The organism is Curtobacterium sp. WHRI 8282 (assembly GCF_040223925.2).
Taxonomy (GTDB): Bacteria; Actinomycetota; Actinomycetes; order Actinomycetales; family Microbacteriaceae; genus Curtobacterium; species Curtobacterium flaccumfaciens.
This window is the reverse complement of sequence record NZ_JBEHCD020000002.1, coordinates 563819-576300: the sequence shown is the minus strand read 5'-3', so window position 1 is coordinate 576300 and position 12482 is coordinate 563819. Positions and strand designations below refer to the sequence as shown.

Below are 12482 nucleotides of genomic sequence, written 5' to 3'. Positions count from 1 at the left end.
GGGTGTGGGAAAGGCGGACGGGCGGGAGCCGCTGGTTGACGACGCGAAGCGTTGTGCGGGTCGCGCTGCCGGAGCCAGCGGAGGCAGTCGTGGCGGGCCCGCCACGGGCCTCCAGTCCGGTGGTTCTTGCGTTCTCAGGCCGTGAGCTGCGCCGCGTACTGCGTCTCCAGCAGACCACCGAGGTACTTCGCGATGGAGCGCGGGCCGGAGGCCGGCGCGGACTCCTCGACCGCGGGGTTGTAGTTCGTGTTCGTGTTGATGTCGTAGACGACGGTGCGGCCGTCCGTCGTCTCCATGAACTCGACGCCCGCGATGGTGATGCGCTGGTCGGCGAGGAACGTGCGGAGCTGCTGGACCAGCGGGTGCTCGGCGGTGATCTCGGTCCGCACGGCGAACGCCGGGGGCGCACCGGCGGTCTCGGTGCCGGGCACGTCGCAGACGGCACCCGCGATGACCTGCGGCACCTCGCACGCGTCGGCGGGGCAGAGCTCGAAGCTGCCGGCGCTGGTGTCGACGCGGACCGCGTACACGAACTCGCCGCCGACGAACTCGACGCGGGTGATGAAGGGCTCGCGGGCCGTCAGGTACTCCTGCAGCAGGGTGATGCCGTCGACCGGGGCCTCGAACTCGGGGCTGTCGACGTAGGCGTCGAACTCGGCGAGCGAGTCGAACCGCCGGACGCCCAGGCCCTTGCCGCCCTGGTTGTGCTTCGCGATGAAGGGGATGTCCTGCCCGTCGGTGAAGGTGCGGGCGGCGTCCTTGAGCGTCGTCGTGCCGAACACGGCGGTCGTGCGCGGCACGTCGAACCCGGCCTGCTGCAGGAGACCGTGCTGCGCGACCTTCGACACCTCGAGCTCGAGCACGTGACTGCCGCCGACGACCTGGCGGCCGGCACGCTCGAGCCAGCCGAGGATCGCCCGGGTGTACTCCTTGCTGTGCTCGTGGCCGCGGGTGTGGGAGCTCGCGGACATGCGGCTCCAGTAGACGCCGGGTGCCGGCTCGGCCGCGAGGTCGATCTGCCCCTCGGTCAGCAGGATCTCCTCGACCGGGACGCCCTCGGCCTCGAAGGCGGCGGCGAGCGGGGGGAACCACTCGGGGTTCTCGTGGATGACGTACACGCGCGGAGTGCTCACGCCCCCACCCTAGGCACGGTATACCGCACGCGCCCAAGTGTGTGACGTGGCGTTGCTTCTCGGTGGGGGCGGGTCGCACGGGGTCCTTGTCGCTCGGTGCGAGGTTCCGTACTCGGTGCGACCTGCTCGCCGTCGCACGGCGTACGGAACCTCGCACCATTCGGTACCGGCGGTGGTCGACCTCGCACCGTGCGAGGTCTTCAGCCGGCGAAGGTCTGCTGTCCGACGACGCCGAGGAGCTCGAGCTTCTGCGCGTCCTCCGACCCTGGAGGCGCCGTGAACAGCAGCAGTGCCTGCGCCTGGTCGTCGGTGTGCAGCACCTGGCAGTCGACGGTGATGCGGCCGAGCTCCGGCTGCACGATCGTCTTGTTGTCCGACCAGCGCGTGGCCACCTCGTGCTTGGCCCAGAGGTCGCGGAACTCGGCGCTGCGCGTCTGCAGCTCGGCGATGAGTTCGGTCGCCCGGCGGTCGCCCGGGCCCGCGAGCCCGACGGCCGCCCGGAGCGACGCGACCACCACCCGCCCCAGCCGCTCGTGCTGCTCGGGCGCGTACTTCGCGAGCTCCTCACCGGTCACGAACCACCGCCACGCCTGGTAGCGCCGGTTGCCGGGCAGGTCGACCGAGCTGCTGAGGAGCGCGGCCGCGAGCCGGTTCTCGACCAGGGTCTCGCCCAGGTGGCTGACGACGATCGCCGGGGTGTCCTCGAGCCGGTCGAGCACCCGCAGGATCGCCGGGTCGACGTGGTCGGCGCGGTGCATCCGGGTCGGGGCGTTCTGCCCGGCCAGGTGGAACAGGTGGTCGCGCTCGTCGAGGCTGCAGCGCAGGGCCCGGGCGATCGCCGCGATCATCTGCTCGGACGGCTGCGGTCCGCGTTGCTGCTCGAGTCGCGTGTAGTAGTCGACGGACATGCCGGCGAGGGCAGCGACCTCTTCGCGGCGGAGCCCCGGGGTCCGGCGTCGTGGCCCCTGCCCGAGGCCGACGTCCTCGGGGCGCAGCAACTCACGGCGACGGCGGAGGAAGTCGGCGAGCGCGGCACGGTCCATGGGTCGATCATCGTCCGCTTCCGGCCCGGGTGCCAGGGATCGCCGATCCCCCGATGACCGCGCTCTGGTTGCGACCCTGCCCACGGAGCATCGTGGTGGTCATGGACATCACGAACTCCACCGTCTTCATCCCCGGCGCGACCTCGGGCATCGGTCTCGCGCTCGCTCAGCGCCTGCAGGCCGCCGGCAGCACCGTCGTCATCGGCGGCCGTCGCCAGGCCCTCCTCGACTCCCTCGCCGCCGAGCACGGCTTCGGCACCGTGCAGATCGACGTCGCCGACGCGTCGTCGATCGAGGCCGCTGCCACCTCGGTGCTCGAGGCCTACCCGTCGCTCGATGCCCTCATCACCATGTCGGGGATCATGCGTGACGAGGACCTCCGCGACCCCGGGCACATCCACGACGCCGTCGAGCTCGTCCAGACGAACCTGGTCGGCACGATCCGGCTCATCGACGCGTTCCTGCCGCACCTGCTCGCCCAGCCCTCGGCCACCCTGATGACCGTCACGTCCGGTCTCGCGTTCGTCCCGCTCACCGCGTCGCCGACGTACAGCGCGACGAAGGCCGGTGTGCACGCCTACACGCAGGCCCTCCGTCAGCAGCTCGTCGGGTCCTCGCTCGAGGTGCTCGAGCTCGCCCCGCCGGCCGTCATGACCGACCTGATGGGCGGCGCCGACTTCGGTGGGATGCCGCTCGACGCGTTCGCCGACGAGGTCATGGCGCTCATCGAGTCCGGCGCTGCCCCGGAGATCCTGGTGCAGAACGTGCACCCGCTGCGCTTCGCCGAGCGGAACGGCAACCACCAGCAGATCCTCGAGATCATGGCGTCCCGCGAGCACTGAGTCGGGCGACGGCCCACGTTCGCACGGTGCGGGGTTCCGTGTTCGGTGCGAGGCACTTCGGCTCGCACCGAACACGGAACCTCGCACCAGGCGTGGTGCGCCTCGCACGGTGCGAGGGGCACGGTGCCCTGTCGCGGCGTCAGAGGGTGGCGAGGAGCTGCTGCAGTTCGGCCTTCGCGTCGGGCATCCGCTCGGGGCCGGTGAGCCGTTCCCGCTGCACCGAGATGCGGACGGTGTCCGGCTTCGGACCGTCCTCGGTGTTGAGCAGCACGGATTCGCGGTCGGCGAAGGTCCAGCGGGCCGAGGGGCGCCTGCCGCCGCGTCGCTCGGACGTCGGCGTGGATCCGAGTGCCGCCGTGAACACCGGGACGATCCGATCGAGCACGGCCTCTCGTTCACCCGGGACCTGCCGTGAGGCCGACACCGCGAAGGTGCCGTCCGCACGCTGACCGGGGATGCGGAGCCCGCGGGCCTGTTCGTACCCGATGGTGATGCCCTGTGCCCACCACGGCTCGACGCCCTGACCGATCAACCAGGACGCGATCGCCGCGTGCCCGATGGTGGCTCCGTCCGCTCGGTCGATCAGGGCATGCCAGTCGTCGGGCTTCTTGCCCGTCGCTGCAAGGACGCGGTCCGGCGCCATCCCCTGTGCATGCGAGCGAACCGTTCCGTCGGTCATGCCGTCATCGTAGGCTTCAGGACCCCGCCAGCACCGCTCACTGTCGGGAGCTGGCCCGCAGGCGACGCGCCAGCTGCGCACCCTTCGTGTCGATGATCAGCGGGAGACGCTCCTTGTCCACGACGCCGAACGCAGGATCGACCGTCACGAAACCGTCCACCTTCGACGAGATGGCGGTGGCGACGTGCACGGCACCCAAGGCTGTCAGGCCGAACTCCTCGATCAGCCCTGGGACTCCATCGCTGACGTCATCGATCCCGACCCAGTGCAGTTGCGTCGACCGCAGCAGGTCTCGCCATGCGGCCACATGGCGACGTGCAGCCTGCAGTCCCTTGTGGCGGGCAGATTCGAAGAGCTCGAACTCGGTGAACGCGCTCTACAGGATCCGCGTGTCGGCCAGGTCGAGGTGATCCCAGAACGCTGACGCCCCGACGTGCTGCGGCTCCGCACGGTGCAGCACGCATTCGATGAAACTCGTCTCGACGAGCACGACATCCGGCCTGCTGGTGCATCCGTCGAACTCCAGTACCCGATGCTCGTCGAACTCACCGGATCTGAGTCGCTCGAACACGATCAGCGTGCCTGGCGGATGCGCGCGATGGGTTCGGCTCGGCAGTCCGGATCGATCGACTCGATCGCACGCCGTCGGCGCTCGCGGCGTTCTTCGAACGTGCCTTCAGGTCGCGGCGTCCGAGCGAACAGCGCTTGCCGCTCGGCGTCGGTGAAGATCCTCGGCCCCCGCGGCCGACCAGGATCCGCGCTGAGCAGGGCGCGCCGACGACCCGCTGTGAGCTGTTCCTCGGTCGGGCCGCGGCGGATCGGTCGGCGTGGTTCGGTCGGCTGCATGGTGTCCCCTCGGTCGATGCGATCAACCGTAGGAGCATCGAATGGACTTCACGAAACATTCCGTATTTCGCTGGAGCCAGGCGCGAGGAGGACTACTCCGCAGCCGCCAGGACCGTCCGCCCGAGCCGCACGAAGTCGTCCACACCGATCGCCTCGCCCCGGGCGGTCGGGTCGATACCCGCCGCGGTCAGGACCTCGGACGCGTGCGCACTGCCGCCGAGCACCCCGGACAGGCTCTGCCGCAGCATCTTGCGTCGCTGCTGGAACGCCGCGTCCACCAGCGTGAACACCCGCGACCGCAGGAGCTCGTCCCCCGGGGGCTCGTGCCGGTCGAACGCCACCAGGACACTGTCGACGTTCGGCACCGGCCAGAAGACCTGACGGCTGACCAACCCGGCGGTGCTCCACGAGCCGTACCAGGCGGCCTTGACGCTCGGCGACCCGTAGACCTTGCTGCCGGGGCCCGCGGCGAGCCGGTACCCGACCTCGGCCTGCACCATCACGAGCGACCGCTCGATCGACGGGAAGGTCGCGAGAAGGTGCAGCAGCACGGGCACGGAGATGTTGTAGGGCAGGTTCGCGACGAGGTGCGTCGGTTCGACGTCGAGGTCCGTGGCGGCGACGGTCATGGCGTCCTGCTGCACGACCGTCAGCGTGGCGTCCGGCTGCATCGACGACACCGTCGACGGGAGCTTGGCGGCCAGGCGCTTGTCGATCTCGACCGCGGTGACGGGCGCGCCGGTCTCGGTGAGCCCGAGCGTCAACGACCCGAGCCCCGGGCCGATCTCGAGCACCCGTGCCGACGGGGTCACGCCGGCGACCGACACGATCCGCCGCACGGTGTTGGCGTCGTGCACGAAGTTCTGGCCGAGCTTCTTCGTCGGGGTGACGTCGAGTTCGGCCGCGAGTTCCCGGATCTCCGCCGGGCCGAGCAGTGCGCCCACGACTACTCGTCCACCGTCACGGGCTCGGCGTCCCACGCGCCGTAGACGAGCTCGGTGTTCGAGGCGATCTGGGCCGCGAGCATCGAGGCATCCGTGCCGAGCGTCTCCGCCATCGACCGCAGGGTGAGCGGGATGAGGTACGGCGCGTTCGGGCGACCACGGAACGGGGTGGGCGTCAGGAACGGCGCGTCCGTCTCGATCATGATCAGGTGCCGCGGGGCGACGACCAGGGCTTCACGCAGCAGTGCGGCGTTCTTGAACGTCACGGTGCCGGCGAACGACATGTACCAGCCGCGCTCGGCGCAGAGCCGGGCGAGGTCGGGGCCCCCGGAGAAGCAGTGGAAGACGGTCCGCTCCGGCGCGCCGACGCGGTCGAGGACCTCGACCACGGCGTCGTGCGCGTCGCGGTCGTGGATCGTCAGCGCGAGGTCGTGCTCCTTCGCGATGCGGATGTGCTCCTCGAACGAACGGACCTGGGCGTCGCGGCCGTCCTCGCCGGTGCGGAAGAAGTCGAGACCGGTCTCACCGATCGCCCGGACCCGCGGCAGCGCGGCGAGCCGTTCGATGCCGGCGAGGTGCTCGTCGAGCAGCCCCTGTTCCTGCAGCACGGGCGCTTCGTTCGGGTGCAGCGCGACGGCCGCCAGGACCCGGGGCTCCCGAGCGGCGATCGACGCGGACCACTCCGAGGTGGCGAGGTCCGTGCCGACCTGCACGACACCGCGCACGCCGACGCTCGAAGCACGGTCGAGGTGCTCGCGGTACTCGAGCGGACCGTCGCCCCCGTCGCCGACACCGTCGGCGATCTCCATGTGGGTGTGGTTGTCGTACACCGGCACGACGAGCGCCTGCGGCAGCGGCGGGTACGTCAGGTCGCGCTTCGAGCCACCGGACCCCCCGTCCCCGCGGGACCGGACGTGCGACTCGGCGTCGGTCACGCGGAGACCTGCTCGATCCGGGGGAAGAGCCCGCCCTCGAGCGGCACCACGTGCGACGCTGCCTGCCACTCGAACGCGCGGTCGACCCGCTGCTCGGCGACGGACCCGCCGGCGCCGATCGAGGCCCAGAGCTTCTCGGTCGCCTTCGGCATGACCGGGGACAGCAGGACGGTGACGGTGCCGAGGCCGCGGAGCGCGGTGGTCAGGACCGTGCCGAGGCGCTCGCGGTTGGCGTCGTCCTTCGCCAGGGCCCACGGCGCCTGCTCGGTGATGTACCCGTTCAGGGCGTCGACGAGCTCCCACACGATGGCGATCGCCTCGTGCGGGGCGAAGGCCGCGATGGCGGCGTCGGCACGCTCGGTGACCGAGACGGCCAGGGCGTCGATCGCCTGGTCGGACTCGGTCAGCGCGCCGCGCTCCGGGACCTCGCCGTCGCAGTACTTCTGCAGCATGGCGACCAGGCGTGACGCCAGGTTGCCGTAGCCGTTCGCGAGCTCGGCCTGGTAGCGCGCCGAGATGTCTTCCCAGCTGAAGTTGCCGTCCTGCCCGAAGGTGATGGCACGCAGGAAGTAGTAGCGGAAGGCATCGGACCCGAACGTGTCGGTGATCTCCGACGGAGCGATGCCGGTCAGCTTCGACTTGGACATCTTCTCGCCGCCGACGAGCAGCCAGCCGTGGCCGAAGACGCGCTCCGGCACCGGCAGCCCGGCGGCCATGAGCATCGCCGGCCAGATGACGGCGTGGAAGCGGGCGATGTCCTTGCCGACGATGTGCACGCTCGGCCAGAGGCGCCGGAACGCCTCGTCGTCGTCGGTGCCGTAGCCGAGCGCCGTGACGTAGTTGAGCAGGGCGTCGAACCACACGTACAGCACGTGGTCGCTGTCCCACGGGATCTTGATGCCCCAGTCGAAGCTGGAACGCGAGATCGACAGGTCGCGGAGTCCCTGCTTCACGAACGAGATGATCTCGTTGCGGACGCTCTCGGGCTGGATGAACAGCGGGTTCGACTCGTACAGGTCGAGCAGGCGCTGCTCGAAGTCGGACATCCGGAAGAAGTAGTTGCGCTCGGCCAGCACCTCGACCGGGATCGAGTGGATCGCGCAGACCTGCTGGCCCTCGTACCCACCGGTGCCGGCGACCAGGTCGCTCGGCTGCTTGTACTCCTCGCAGCCCACGCAGTAGAAGCCCTCGAACTCGCCGGCGTAGATGAAGCCGTCGTCGTAGAGCTTCTGCAGGAACGCCGTCACGCCGCGCTCGTGGCGTTCGTCGGTGGTGCGGATGAAGTCGTCGTTCGCGACGTCGACCGTGTCGAGCAGTGGCTTCCAGGCGTCGTTGACCAGCCGGTCGGCCCATTCCTTGGGCGAGACGTCGTTCGCCGAGGCGGTGCGCAGGATCTTCTGCCCGTGCTCGTCGGTGCCGGTGAGCAGCCAGGTGTCATCACCGCGCTGCCGGTGCCAGCGCGCGAGGAAGTCCGCGGCGACCTCGGTGTAGGCGTGCCCGATGTGGGGCACGTCGTTCACGTAGAAGATCGGCGTGGTGATGCTGAACGAGGACCCGGCGGACATGCGGACCATCCTACGGGCGCACGGAACCCCGATGACGCGTGCGGCGGTGGACTGTGGAGAACCGGGTCCGGGAGGCCCGTGACGGGCCCGCCCCGCGCCTCCAGACCGGCGGACGCGAACGTGACGAGCCCCGCTCAGCGCGCCGCGAGCGCCCCTTCGTACAGGTCGCGCTTCGACAGCCCGGTCGCGTCCGCGACCGCCGCGGCGGCCTCCTTCATGCGCATGCCGGCGGCCACCCGCTCGAGCACCAGCCGCACGCCGTCGTCGATCGTGGCTTCTTCGGTGGCCTCTGCCGCGCCGGCGACGACGATGCAGATCTCGCCCCGCACACCCTCGGACGCCCACGTGACGAGTTCGTCCAGCGGCCCGCGACGGACCTCTTCGTACAGCTTCGTGAGCTCGCGGCAGACCGCGGCGCGGCGGTCGCCCCCGAACCCGACGGCCATGTCGGCCAGGGTCTCGGCCAGCCGGTGCGGCGACTCGAAGAACACCATCGTCCGCTGCTCCCCCGCCAGCGCCTGGAACGCCCGGCGGCGCTCCCCGGCCTTGCGGGTCGGGAACCCCTCGAACGTGAAGCGGTCGGTGGGCAGCCCGGACACGGCGAGCGCCATGAGCACGGCCGACGGCCCGGGCAGGGCGGTGACGGTGACGCCGGCGGCCGCGGCGGCCTCGACGAGCGGGAAGCCCGGGTCGCTGATCGCGGGCATGCCGGCGTCGGTGAGGACGACGACGTCCTCGTCGCGGGCGAGCTCGACGACCTCGGACGCCTTCGCCCGTTCGTTGTGCTCGTGCAGGGCGATGAGCCGCGGACGGTTCTCGATGCCCAGGGCGCGCATCAGGTGGATGGCGGTCCTGGTGTCCTCCGCCGCGACGACCGTGGCGTTGGAGAGGGTCTCGACGAGACGGCGCGAGGCGTCCCCGAGGTTGCCGATGGGCGTTGCTGCGAGGACGATCACGCACCCATTGTCCCCGCACCCCAGTCGCAGCGCGGACATACGGTCGATCCGTAGGATGCTCAGCGATGACCAGCGAGCTGACCGACGACCGCACGGCCGTGCCCGACGGGCCGGTCGGCTCGCGCCTGGACGACTGGTGGGCGCGGGTGCTCTCCACGTCGCAGCGGGTCGCCGTGTGGCGGTGGACGGGTCCGCTCGCGGTGACGCTCCTCGCCGCCGTGCTGCGGCTGGTGAACCTCGGCACCCCCCACTCGCTCGTGTTCGACGAGACGTACTACGTCAAGGACGGCTGGTCGATCGTGCACCTCGGGTACGAGGGCACCTGGCCCGCGAACCCGAGCGGTGACACCGCCCCGACGACCGACGACCGGTTCGTGCGCGGTGAGACGGACATCTTCACGAGCGCCGCGGAGTTCATCGCGCACCCGCCGCTCGGCAAGTACCTCATCGGCCTCGGGATGCTGCTGTTCGGGGCGGACAACTCGTTCGGCTGGCGCTTCACGGTCGCCGTGCTCGGCATCGCGACGGTGTTCCTGACCGCGGTGATCGCCCGGTCGCTGTTCCGTTCGACGATGATCGGCACGCTCGCCGGCTTCCTGCTCGCGATCGACGGGCAGGCGATCGTGATGTCGCGGGTGACGCTCCTCGACGGCATCCTGACCTTCTTCGTCATCCTCGGGTTCGGGGCGCTGCTGCTCGACCGACGGCAGGGTCAACGGCGGCTCGACGAGTGGGTCGCCGCCCGCGCCGCCGCCGGGCGGACCACCCTGTGGGGGCCGGTGTTCTGGTGGCGGCCGTGGTTGTTCGCGATGGGCCTGGCCCTGGGGCTGGCAGCGGCGACGAAGTGGTCGGGCGTGTACTTCCTGGCGTTCTTCGCCGTGTACTCCGTGCTCAGCGACATGATGATGCGCCGCCGCGCCGGCGTCGAGTTCTGGTCGTCGAGCGCGCTGCTGCAGCAGGCACCGGTGTCGTTCCTGCTGACCGTGCCGATCGCCGCAGTGACCTACGTGGCGTCGTGGACCGGCTGGTTCGTGTCGAAGGACGGATGGGACCGCAACTGGCTGTCCTCGGGCGGCGAACGCTGGACCGGGCTGCTCGCCTGGGTGCCGGACAGCCTGCAGAACTGGTGGCACTACCAGTCGGAGATCTACGCCTTCAACATCGGGCTGCACACCCCGCACTCGTACCAGGCGAACCCGCTGCTCTGGCTCGTGATGCAGCGCCCCACGTCGATGTTCTACGTCGGCACGGACGCCGGACAGGACGGCTGCTGGGCGACCCGCTGCGGCGAGGCGATCACCGGCATCGCGAACCCGTTCATCTGGTACGCCTCGGTCATCGCCACGGTGGCGCTGCTCGTGCTCTGGATCCTGCGCCGGAAGTGGGAGTACGGCTTCGTCCTGCTCGGCGTCGCGGCGGGGTACCTGCCCTGGCTGATGTACGTCGACCGGACGGTGTTCCAGTTCTACACGATCGCGTTCGAGCCCTACATGGTGATGGCACTGGCCGCCGCGATCGGGTTGGTGCTCGGCAGGCGGAGTGACGAACGGTCACGCCGGTCACGGGCGATCCTGTGGGTCGGCGTGTACCTGGGCGTCGTCGTGCTGGCCTCGGTCTACTGGTACCCGATGTGGACGGCGATGCAGGTGCCGTGGGACTTCGTCCGGTCGCACTACTGGGTCCCCAGCTGGCTGTAGCCGGTCTGTCAGGTCCGGCCGGTCTGACCGGGCTCGCCGCGCCCGTCGCGCTGGGCGCTTTGGTGGCGACCACCGCCGGACTGGAGGCCCGTGGCGGCGCCGCCACGGGCCTCCCGTCCGCCGCTCCCCGCGTTCTCGTGCCCGCGGGACGCCGTCGTCTTCGGACAGCGCGTCTCAGCGCACGTACGAGCCGGAGGTGAGGTCCTCGACCAGGGACGGCCGCGACGGACGCCAGCCGAAGGTCGACCGGGCGTGCGCGCCGGACGCCTCCTGGTGCAGCAGCAGGGCGTCGGCGTAGTCCCGCCCGAGCCGATCCCGGCTCGCGTCGACGCTCTCGGCGACGACCGGTGCGCCGTGGGCCCCGGCCTCGGCGACCTGACGGACGGTCGGGTTGTCCCCGGTCGCGGCGACGATGTACCCGTCGGGCTCGCCGCGGTGCAGCGCGAGGACGTAGAGCTCGCCGAGGTCGTCGACGTGCACCGTCGTCCACCGCTGGGAGCCGTCGCCCACCAGCCGCACCGGCTGCTCGCCGTCGCTGACGAACATCGCCGGGATGCCGGCGCCGCGCCCGTACACGATGCCGGGGGCGACGATGGTGCTCCGCACGTCGCTCGCCCGCAGCAGGGCCTCGTTCGGTCCGCGCCAGGCGGTCAACGCCGGCGGGTCGAGCGGCGACTGCTCGGAGATGTCCGTCGAGTCGCCGAAGGTGAAGATCCCACCGGTGTGCACGAACGGCTTCGGGGTGCCGGCCAGGGCACCGATCGCGGTGCCGATGAAGTCCGGGTCGACGCCGGGCGCCGATGCCGTGTGGACCACACCGTCGTTCTCGTGCAGCAGCCGTTCGACGACGTCGGTGTCGGTGACGTCGCCGACCAGTGCCCGACCACCGGCGTCACGGACGCGCTGGGCCTTCTCGTCGGACCGGACGAACGCGGTCACCTCGTCGCCGTGGGCCACGAGGGAGCGGAGGACGGAGGAGCCGATGTAGCCGGACGCGCCGGTGAGGAAGACGTGCATGCGGCCAGCCAACCACGGCGGCCGGGCGGCGTCGCCGTAGCCGTCGGCGGCGTCGGCGTCGTCGTCGTCGCTAGGAGGTCAGGGTCCAGGCGCGGCGTTTCACGAGCACGTGGCCGCGCGAGGTCGTGAGTCGGCTCCACGGACCCGTCTCGAACAGGCGGACCGGGTCGTGCCCGAGGAACCCGAGGCTCTCGCCCGCGAAGCCCGCACCGGCGGGCAGGTGTTCGACGCCCGGGACCGGTCGGCCCCAGACCTCGGCACGGATCCGCCGGACGATGGCCTCGCCCGAGTTGGACGGCACCGCATCGGCGACCTCGGCGATGCCGTCGCGGGTGGCCCGGCGGAGGAGTTCCGGGGAGACGTCCGGCAGCGGCACCCAGCCACCGCGGGGCGGGGAGATGGCCGCCCACGTCACGGTGTGCACCTCGTGCGGCAGCTCGACCTCGATCGGGGTGGCCCGCGTCGGGTCGGCACCCTCGGCGTGTTCGGCGTCCTGCGCCTCGGCCAGCAGGCGGAGGCGTTCGAGGAGCGACTGCAGCGGGACCACGGTGTCGATCGACGCGGGCTCGGTGAGCGAGAACGTGCGGAGCCCGAGCACCGTCGGCAGTTCGTCGAGCAGCCCGAGCGGGTAGAGGATCGCCGTGTAGACGGCCAGGACGCCGGAGTCGGCGATGAGCCGGACCGAGCCGTCCTCGATCCGAGCGGCACGTCCGAGGTACGTGCGGAGGTCACCGAGTGAGGCGGCGTCGGGAAGCGTGAACGAGTTGCCCATGTCGTCCTCGATCCTACCGGCCATCGGCGCCGCGCAGCCTGGGCGCGACGACC

At 70.9% G+C, this 12482-nt stretch carries 13 protein-coding genes; 2 read left to right on the top strand and 11 right to left on the bottom strand.

What is annotated here, in order from left to right:
* Positions 1-134: 134 nt before the first annotated feature.
* On the bottom strand, positions 135-1133 hold the full coding sequence (locus ABRP24_RS09015; protein WP_349849888.1) for an alpha-L-glutamate ligase: 999 nt from the start codon (positions 1131-1133) through the stop codon (positions 135-137).
* A 200-nt stretch (positions 1134-1333) separates the two neighbouring features.
* Complete coding sequence (locus tag ABRP24_RS09010) at positions 1334-2176, bottom strand: helix-turn-helix transcriptional regulator (RefSeq protein ID WP_071246969.1); 843 nt, start codon at positions 2174-2176, stop codon at positions 1334-1336.
* 101 nt (positions 2177-2277) lie between these two features.
* Between ABRP24_RS09010 and ABRP24_RS09005 the strand changes: the two genes are divergently transcribed.
* On the top strand, positions 2278-3018 hold the full coding sequence (locus ABRP24_RS09005; protein WP_349849890.1) for an SDR family NAD(P)-dependent oxidoreductase: 741 nt from the start codon (positions 2278-2280) through the stop codon (positions 3016-3018).
* A gap of 139 nt (positions 3019-3157) precedes the next feature.
* Here ABRP24_RS09005 and ABRP24_RS09000 read toward each other — a convergent pair whose 3' ends face one another.
* The 7 genes from ABRP24_RS09000 to rsmI all read right to left on the bottom strand — a co-directional run bounded on the left by ABRP24_RS09000 (position 3158) and on the right by rsmI (position 8943).
* Positions 3158-3697 (bottom strand): DUF4287 domain-containing protein, encoded by a 540-nt coding sequence (locus ABRP24_RS09000; protein ID WP_214522706.1) that lies wholly within the window; start codon positions 3695-3697, stop codon positions 3158-3160.
* A gap of 37 nt (positions 3698-3734) precedes the next feature.
* Positions 3735-3887, bottom strand: coding sequence for a hypothetical protein (locus ABRP24_RS08995; RefSeq protein ID WP_349849892.1), 153 nt, complete (start codon positions 3885-3887; stop codon positions 3735-3737).
* Positions 3888-4073: 186 nt separating this feature from the next.
* Positions 4074-4268 (bottom strand): hypothetical protein, encoded by a 195-nt coding sequence (locus ABRP24_RS08990; RefSeq protein WP_349849894.1) that lies wholly within the window; start codon positions 4266-4268, stop codon positions 4074-4076.
* A gap of 367 nt (positions 4269-4635) precedes the next feature.
* Positions 4636-5487 carry a 16S rRNA (adenine(1518)-N(6)/adenine(1519)-N(6))-dimethyltransferase RsmA gene (gene rsmA, locus ABRP24_RS08985; RefSeq protein WP_214525503.1) on the bottom strand — a complete coding sequence of 284 codons (852 nt, stop codon included), beginning with the start codon at positions 5485-5487 and terminating at the stop codon, positions 4636-4638.
* Positions 5488-5489: 2 nt separating this feature from the next.
* Positions 5490-6422: a TatD family hydrolase gene (locus ABRP24_RS08980; protein WP_214563889.1), complete on the bottom strand. Its 933-nt coding sequence runs from the start codon at positions 6420-6422 to the stop codon at positions 5490-5492.
* On the bottom strand, positions 6419-7987 hold the full coding sequence (metG, locus tag ABRP24_RS08975; protein WP_349849897.1) for a methionine--tRNA ligase: 1569 nt from the start codon (positions 7985-7987) through the stop codon (positions 6419-6421). Before metG ends, ABRP24_RS08980 begins: the two co-directional genes overlap by 4 nt.
* A gap of 134 nt (positions 7988-8121) precedes the next feature.
* Complete coding sequence (rsmI, locus tag ABRP24_RS08970; protein ID WP_111058285.1) at positions 8122-8943, bottom strand: 16S rRNA (cytidine(1402)-2'-O)-methyltransferase; 822 nt, start codon at positions 8941-8943, stop codon at positions 8122-8124.
* A gap of 65 nt (positions 8944-9008) precedes the next feature.
* Here rsmI and ABRP24_RS08965 point away from each other — a divergent pair, with 65 nt between their 5' ends.
* The gene (locus ABRP24_RS08965; RefSeq protein WP_349849901.1) at positions 9009-10640 is read left to right on the top strand and encodes a phospholipid carrier-dependent glycosyltransferase; all 1632 of its coding nucleotides are present in this window, start codon (positions 9009-9011) and stop codon (positions 10638-10640) included.
* A 174-nt stretch (positions 10641-10814) separates the two neighbouring features.
* Here ABRP24_RS08965 and ABRP24_RS08960 read toward each other — a convergent pair whose 3' ends face one another.
* Positions 10815-11657, bottom strand: coding sequence for an NAD(P)H-binding protein (locus ABRP24_RS08960; protein ID WP_349847915.1), 843 nt, complete (start codon positions 11655-11657; stop codon positions 10815-10817).
* Positions 11658-11727: 70 nt separating this feature from the next.
* Complete coding sequence (locus tag ABRP24_RS08955) at positions 11728-12453, bottom strand: hypothetical protein (RefSeq protein ID WP_331279956.1); 726 nt, start codon at positions 12451-12453, stop codon at positions 11728-11730.
* Positions 12454-12482: the final 29 nt, after the last annotated feature.

What these genes read in the sequence shown, in the direction of transcription:
- ABRP24_RS09010 (WP_071246969.1), bottom strand. Translation starts at nt 2,176, where the DNA reads ATGGACCGTGCCGCGCTCGCCGACTTCCTCCGCCGTCGCCGTGAGTTG.
- ABRP24_RS09005 (WP_349849890.1), top strand. Translation starts at nt 2,278, where the DNA reads ATGGACATCACGAACTCCACCGTCTTCATCCCCGGCGCGACCTCGGGC.
- ABRP24_RS09000 (WP_214522706.1), bottom strand. Translation starts at nt 3,697, where the DNA reads ATGACCGACGGAACGGTTCGCTCGCATGCACAGGGGATGGCGCCGGAC.
- metG (WP_349849897.1), bottom strand. Translation starts at nt 7,987, where the DNA reads ATGTCCGCCGGGTCCTCGTTCAGCATCACCACGCCGATCTTCTACGTG.
- ABRP24_RS08965 (WP_349849901.1), top strand. Translation starts at nt 9,009, where the DNA reads ATGACCAGCGAGCTGACCGACGACCGCACGGCCGTGCCCGACGGGCCG.
- ABRP24_RS08960 (WP_349847915.1), bottom strand. Translation starts at nt 11,657, where the DNA reads ATGCACGTCTTCCTCACCGGCGCGTCCGGCTACATCGGCTCCTCCGTC.
- ABRP24_RS08955 (WP_331279956.1), bottom strand. Translation starts at nt 12,453, where the DNA reads ATGGCCGGTAGGATCGAGGACGACATGGGCAACTCGTTCACGCTTCCC.